The organism is Marilutibacter maris, assembly GCF_006546735.2.
GTDB classification, from domain to species: domain Bacteria; phylum Pseudomonadota; class Gammaproteobacteria; order Xanthomonadales; family Xanthomonadaceae; genus Marilutibacter; species Marilutibacter maris.
Genome location: NZ_VICD02000233.1, coordinates 1 through 6,285 on the forward strand (window position 1 = coordinate 1; position 6,285 = coordinate 6,285).

Here is a 6,285-nt window from a genome sequence, read left to right on the forward strand (position 1 = left end):
GCCGGGTGACGGTCGCCAGCGACGCCGCCGACCGCGCCCTGCCCGGCGAGGAGATCGCGCCGGGCCTGCGCTTGATCGTCGAGCACCTGCCGTTCGCGCCGCCGGGCCAACCGCTGCCGCTGGCCTTCGCCCGCCGCGATGAATCGGTGGCACCGTCGCGATTGCTGTTCTTCGATACCGAGACCACCGGCCTGGCCGGCGGCACCGGTACCCGCGCGTTCCAGATCGGCGCCGCCGACTGGCACCACGACCCGCTGTACGGTCCGGGGCTGCGGGTGCGCCAATTGCTGATGACGACGATGGCGGCCGAGCGGGCGATGCTGGATACCTTCGCCACCTGGCTGCGCGCGGACACCCTGCTGTGCAGCTACAACGGCCGCTGCTACGACGCCCCGCTGCTGAAGACACGCTACCGGCTGGCGCGGATGCGCGATCCGATCGCCGCGCTGGATCACCTGGACCTGCTGTTTCCGACCCGCCGCTTCCACAAGGGCCGCTGGGCCGACTGCCGGTTGGCGACGGTCGAACGCGAGCTGCTGGGCATCGTCCGCGAGGACGACCTGCCCGGTGCGCAGGCACCGGCGGCGTGGCTGTCCTACCTGCGCGGCGGCAGCGCGTCGCGACTGCGACGGGTCTGCGCGCACAACCGCCAGGACGTGATCACCCTGGCGCGGCTGTTGTTGTCGCTGGCGGCCAGCGCGGACGACGTCGCGATCGCGTTGCCCGGCCTTCATGCCGCGCGCACGGCCGGGGTGTAGGCTGCGGCCATCTTTCCTGAGAGGAACGCCGCCATGCGCCTGCTCCCCTTTGCCGTCGCCGCGTCGGTGCTGACCGCCGTGTCCGCCTGCGCGCCGATGCCGCCTCCGCCGCCGCCGATGGCGCAATGCAATGCCGAGGGCGCGCGCTGGGCGATCGGCCTGGCGCCGGATCCGGAAGTGATCGAGCGGATCACCCGCGACACCGGCAGCCGCGACGTGCGGGTGCTGCACCCGGGCACCCCGGCGACGATGGATTACCGCCAGGACCGGGTCAACGTCGACGTCAACGAACGCGGCGCGATCAACGGCATCCGCTGCGGATGAAGACCCGATGCAAGGTGCCGGTGACCACGATGGCGGCGATGCTGATGACGATCGCGATGGCCGCGTGTTCGGCGACCCCGCCCTCCACCGGCGACGCCGATGGCCGCTCCGACGCCGACACCCAGGCGGACGCGCCGGCGCAGCAGGCCCAGGCGCCGCGGCGTGCGCCGCCGATGTCCGATCCGCTGCCGGCCACCGCGATGACCTGTGACGCCGACAAGGCGCGCACCGAGATGGTCGGTCAGCCGGCCACCGAGGCCAATGTCGAGCGCGCGCGCGTCGCCAGCGGCGCCGAATCGGTGCGGGTGATCCGGCCCGGGATGATGGTGACGATGGAGTTCGTCGAGAGCCGGCTCAACATCGACGTCGACGACGACAACGTCATCACCGGCCTGCGCTGCGGCTGAGCGCGGCGGCGCTCAGCGGTCGTCGTCGTTCTTGCCGCTGAAATCCACTTCCATCTTGTCGTCGTCGTCGGTCGACCAGGTCGCGCCCTGTTCGCGCTCGCACCAGGCCGGCACCGGCTCGCCGGTCTTCTCGTTGCCCATGCCGGTGCACTCCGGCCGTGCGTCGACCGCGGCATTGGTGTCGTAGTAACTCGGCCTGCTGGCGCAACCCGCAAGCGCCAGGGACAGGGACAGGGCCACCAGGCCCGTTGCATTGACTGCTTTCATCGCGACCGACCTCATCGGCATGTCCTGCGGATCCGGCGGCCAGTATGCGGCCGTCGTCGCAGGCGGGTATCTGGGTGGATGGTCACGACATTGCGTGATGTTCATCACATGTTTAGCCGATTGGCCTACCGCCGTTCGTCGGCGTTACCGATCGTCACCGCAATGGAATATTTTATTTCTTGATCCATTCGTCGGTTATTGAAACTTGCGAAAGGTAGAAGGGGCCAGGCAGCACCGGCAAGACGACCCAACCGACCAGTCAAGGACCACGGACGATGAAGACGATCAAGACCCCGGCGGCAGGATTGCTGTCCGCCACCCTCGCCAGCCTGCTCGCAAGCACCGCGCTGGCGGCGCCGCCCCAGGCAGCGCCCGCCGCCGCGGAAGACGCGGCCCTGAACCAGCGCCTGCAACAGGAAGAAGCGCGCCTGCGCCCGCAACGGGCGGCATTCGCCGGCCATTTCCGCCAGGCCTACGCACGCTACCCGGCGATCCCGGCCGGCACCCTGGAGGCGATCGCCTACGTGCAGAGCCGCTGGATGCACCTGAGCCCGGAGCCGGCCAGCGAGGGCGGCAGCCATCAGCACATGCCGCGCGCCTACGGCGTGATGGGCCTGTACCACGGTGAGGGTTTCGCCGACCAGGTCGGCGAGGGCGCGCGCCTGCTCGGCGTCCCGGCCGCGCGGGTGATCGCCGACCCGCGCACCAACATCCTCGCCGCCGCCGCCCTGCTCGACCGCGAGATCCGCGCCAGCAGCCCCCTCGCGCACCCGGCCAACGACGACATCGCCGCCGCGCTGGCCGCCTATGCGGGCTTTTCCTCCGGCGATGCCCCGGTCGCCCGCAGCGCGGTGATGGACTTCGCCCACACCAGCTTCGCCTACGACGTGCTGCTCGCCCAGGACCGCGGCGTCAACGATCGCGGCATCGTCGTGCCCGAGCGCGCGGTGCGCTGGGAGCACGCGTTCACCCCGGCCCAGCTGATCCAGCAGAAGGCGCCGTTCGTGCGCCTGGACGTCGAGGCCGACCGGGTGATCACCGACCAGTACGCGATCGATCCGGTCAGCGAGACCCTGATGCGGACCGCGCCGGCCGGCGGCGACAGGGTCCAGGCCAATGCCGACGTCGGCATCACGAGCACCGACTACGGTCCGGCGATCTGGAACCCGGCGCATTCGTCCAACTACACCGCCTCGCGCAGCGCCTCGGTCAGCGCGGTCACCATCCACACCGCGCAGGGCAGCTATTCCGGCACGATCTCCTGGTTCAAGAACTCCTCCGCCAACGTCAGCGCCCACTACGTGATCCGCAGTTCCGACGGCCAGGTCACCCAGATGGTGCGCAATCACCACACCGCCTGGCACGTGCGCAGCCACAACAGCTACACCCTCGGCATCGAGCACGAGGGCTACGTCAACAACAGCTCCTGGTACACCAGCGCGATGTACAACAGCTCGGCGGCGCTGGTGCGCTCGTTCTGCTCCAAGTACTCGGCGATCAGCTGCGCCAGCGCCTACAGCGGGCCGGCCAGCAGCGGCATCAACGTGCTGCCGACCAGCGTCAAGATCAAGGGCCACCAGCACTACAGCGGCCAGACCCACACCGACCCGGGCATCAACTGGAACTGGGGCAGCTACTACAACCTGCTCAACCCCGGCAGCGGCGGCACCACCAAGGTGCTCGACAGCTTCGAGAGCAGCGTCGGCCACTTCAACACCAGTCCGGCCTATTCGGGCAGCACCACCGGCATTTCCAGCGCTTCGCTGGCCGAGCGCAACTGCAGCATCCGCCACAACGGCAGCTGCTCGTTGCGGGTATTGCTGAAGGACAACACCTCCAGCTCGTCGAGCTGGGCGGTGCGTCTGCTGTCCGGCAGCGGCAGCCCGTCGAACAACACCTCGCTCAGCCGCAGCAACGGCCGGGTCGGCTTCTGGGTGTACTCGGCCGGCAGCGGCATGAGCGTGGCGGTCGGCATCGACGACAGCGACGGCACCGAGCGTTCGACCTCGCGTTCGCTGGCCGCCAACACCTGGACCTGGGTCGAATGGGACCTGACCAACAGCGGCCACTGGAACGCCTGGGTCGGCGGCAACGGCGCGATCACCGCCGGCAGCGTGACCCTGGATGCGATCTGGCTGTACCGCGCGCAGACCAGCTACGACGTCAACGTCTACATCGACAACGTGACGGTCAAGAACTGAGGCATGCCCGACGCGGCGGGGCCGGGCGCGATGCCCGGTCCCGTCATGGCGTCTCCGCGACCGTGTCGCTGCGCGGCGGCGCCTGCTCCGGCGCCGTGTCCGCGACCTGTTGCGGTTCCGCCTCGTGCACCGGCGCGGTCGCCGCGCGCGGCGCCTTCCACCAGGCGATCAGCACCGCGCAGGCCAGCAGCACGCCGGCGATCAGCCACGGCGCGCCGGGCAGGTGGACCGGCGCGGCATCGTCGATGAAATAGCCGAAGCTGCCGGCGAACAGGGCCGGCCCGACGATCCCGGCCATCGACACCAGACTCATCAGCGCGCCCTGGATGCGGCCCTGCACCTGCGGGCCGACCTCGCGGGTGATCAGGGCCTGGGTCGCCGGCGCCGCCAGCGCCCACAAGGCGCTGACCGGGATGCCGAGCAGCCACAGCCAACCGTTGCCGGTCAGGCCGTAGACGGTGAAACCGATCACCCCGCAGCTCAGGCCCAGCAGCAGGGTGCGGCGCTCGCCCAGGCGCTGCACGATGCGCCCCACCAGGACCGCGTTGACGATGATGCTGCACACCCCGACCAGGAACAGCACCCAGCCCACCTGCTGCGGACCCCAGTCGAAGCGGTAGCCGGCGAACAGCACGAAGACGCTGGGGTAGACGTAATGGGCGAGGTTGGCCAGGAACACCACCGCGGCCAGGCCGAACACCATCGGGTACTGCCGCAGCAGGCCGATCGAACCGACCGGGTTGGCGTGCGACCAGTCGAAGCGCGGGCTGCGCTTCTCCTTGGGCAGCGATTCGGGCAGCACGAACAGCCCGTAGGCGAAGTTCAGCAGGGCCAGCCCGGCGGCGAACCAGAACGGCAGGCGCAGATCGATCTCGCCGAGCCAGCCGCCGATCGCCGGCGCCACCGTGAAGCCGATGCCGAACGCGGCGCCGATCATGCCGTAGCTCTTGGCGCGCTGCTCCGGCGGCACCACGTCGGCGACATAGGCATTGGCGGTGGTGAAGCTGGCCGAGGTGATGCCGGAAATGATCCGCCCGACCAGCAGCCAGGCCAGGGTCGGCGCCAGCGCCATGAACACGAAGTCCAGACCCAGGCCCAGGCACGACAACAGGATCACCGGGCGGCGGCCGAAGCGGTCCGACAGCGCGCCCTGGATCGGTGAGGTCACGAACTGGATCGCCGCGAAGATGGTGCCGAACGCACCGACCCAGTAGGCCGCATGCGCGGTGTCGCCGCCGGAGAACTGCTCGATCAGGTGCGGCAGCACCGGGATGATCAGCCCGAACGCCAGCACGTCGATCAGCACGACGAAGAAGATGAAGGCCAGCGCGGCGCGGCGTTTCGCGCCAGTGGCGGCGGGTGCGGACTCGGTCATGGGGGCCGGCGGACGGCGGGGGGAGCGGCAAGTCTACCGGTTCGCCGCGCAGGCCCGGAGGGCCATTGGTCCCCGCCGCGCGGGGGCAATCGGGCATGGAAGGGGGCGCCACGACGCCTCCATCCACGCGACTCCCATGCCGAAGGGTTTCGCAGGAGCCGCGTGAGCCGCGATCGGGCCTCCATGGCAACGCTTCGTCGCGGCTTACGCCGCTCCTACGAAGAGCAGGAGGGCATTCGCCTCCAGCCCGCTACGTCAGGGGGCGATTCGCACCGCAGGCGCGAATGGGGGTGTGGCCGCGCAACGGCGGGGCCCAAGGTTTGCGCAGCAAACCTTGGGAGATATCCGCACGCAGCCGGATATCGCTCCCCCTGCCCCAGGGGGCTGAGCCAGACGCCGCTGCTACGACATTTCGGTGAGGCCAACAGTCACGGCCCCAAAAATAGTTTCACTTTCAACCATTTACTTGAAAAGCAGACCATTTGCCGCAGCGCACAAATTGTGCTTAAGTCGGGAGACCCTGGGTTCCCGGCAGGCCGGATCGCGCAAGCGAACCGCGCTGTTCCGTCCCCGCCTTCCGGGCCCTCCGGCACTGTCACAACGGAGTCCTGCATGGCGTCTGCGCAACACCCCGCCGTCCCCGTCGACCCGCACCCGAGCCGCGGTGCGCGCACTCCGTCCTTGCCGGCAGCAACTCCGGCGGAACGAGCCTCGCCCGGGCTCTACGACCCCAGCGACGAGCGCGACGCCTGCGGCTTCGGCCTGATCGCCCAGCTCGACGACCGCCCCAGCAACGCGCTGGTGCAGCGCGCGCTGGAGGCGTTGTCGCGGATGACCCACCGCGGCGGCATCGCCGCCGACGGTCTGTCCGGCGACGGCTGCGGCCTGCTGCTGCGCCAGCCCGACGCCTTCCTGCGCGCGCTGGCCGGCGAGGCCGGGATCGCGCTGGGCCA

At 69.9% G+C, this 6,285-nt stretch carries 6 protein-coding genes and 1 pseudogene; 5 read left to right on the plus strand and 2 right to left on the minus strand.

Features of this window, described 5'->3' with window-relative positions:
- From FKV24_RS13555 to FKV24_RS13565, 3 genes are all read left to right on the plus strand, one after another.
- On the plus strand, window positions 1-758 hold a 758-nt coding region (locus FKV24_RS13555; RefSeq protein WP_141482750.1), incomplete at its 5' end, for a ribonuclease H-like domain-containing protein.
- A 33-nt stretch (window positions 759-791) separates the two neighbouring features.
- Window positions 792-1,082 (plus strand): I78 family peptidase inhibitor, encoded by a 291-nt coding sequence (locus tag FKV24_RS13560; RefSeq protein ID WP_111267844.1) that lies wholly within the window; start codon window positions 792-794, stop codon window positions 1,080-1,082.
- Window positions 1,079-1,489: an I78 family peptidase inhibitor gene (locus FKV24_RS13565; RefSeq protein WP_141482751.1), complete on the plus strand. Its 411-nt coding sequence runs from the start codon at window positions 1,079-1,081 to the stop codon at window positions 1,487-1,489. Before FKV24_RS13560 ends, FKV24_RS13565 begins: the two co-directional genes overlap by 4 nt.
- 12 nt (window positions 1,490-1,501) lie before the next feature.
- On the opposite strand, the gene FKV24_RS13570 is transcribed toward FKV24_RS13565, so the two are convergent.
- Entirely contained in the window at window positions 1,502-1,756 is a 255-nt protein-coding gene (locus FKV24_RS13570) for a hypothetical protein (RefSeq protein ID WP_141482752.1), read from the minus strand.
- Between the two features lie 275 nt (window positions 1,757-2,031).
- Here FKV24_RS13570 and FKV24_RS13575 point away from each other — a divergent pair, with 275 nt between their 5' ends.
- Complete coding sequence (locus FKV24_RS13575) at window positions 2,032-3,957, plus strand: N-acetylmuramoyl-L-alanine amidase (protein WP_211371869.1); 1,926 nt, start codon at window positions 2,032-2,034, stop codon at window positions 3,955-3,957.
- A 118-nt stretch (window positions 3,958-4,075) separates the two neighbouring features.
- Here the strand turns inward: FKV24_RS13575 and FKV24_RS13580 are convergent.
- Window positions 4,076-5,332: pseudogene (locus FKV24_RS13580) on the minus strand (TCR/Tet family MFS transporter); the annotation flags it as partial.
- 612 nt (window positions 5,333-5,944) lie between these two features.
- On the opposite strand from FKV24_RS13580, the gene FKV24_RS13585 reads away from it, so the two are divergent.
- Window positions 5,945-6,285: hypothetical protein (locus tag FKV24_RS13585; protein WP_141482753.1), on the plus strand; the 341-nt coding region annotated here is incomplete at its 3' end.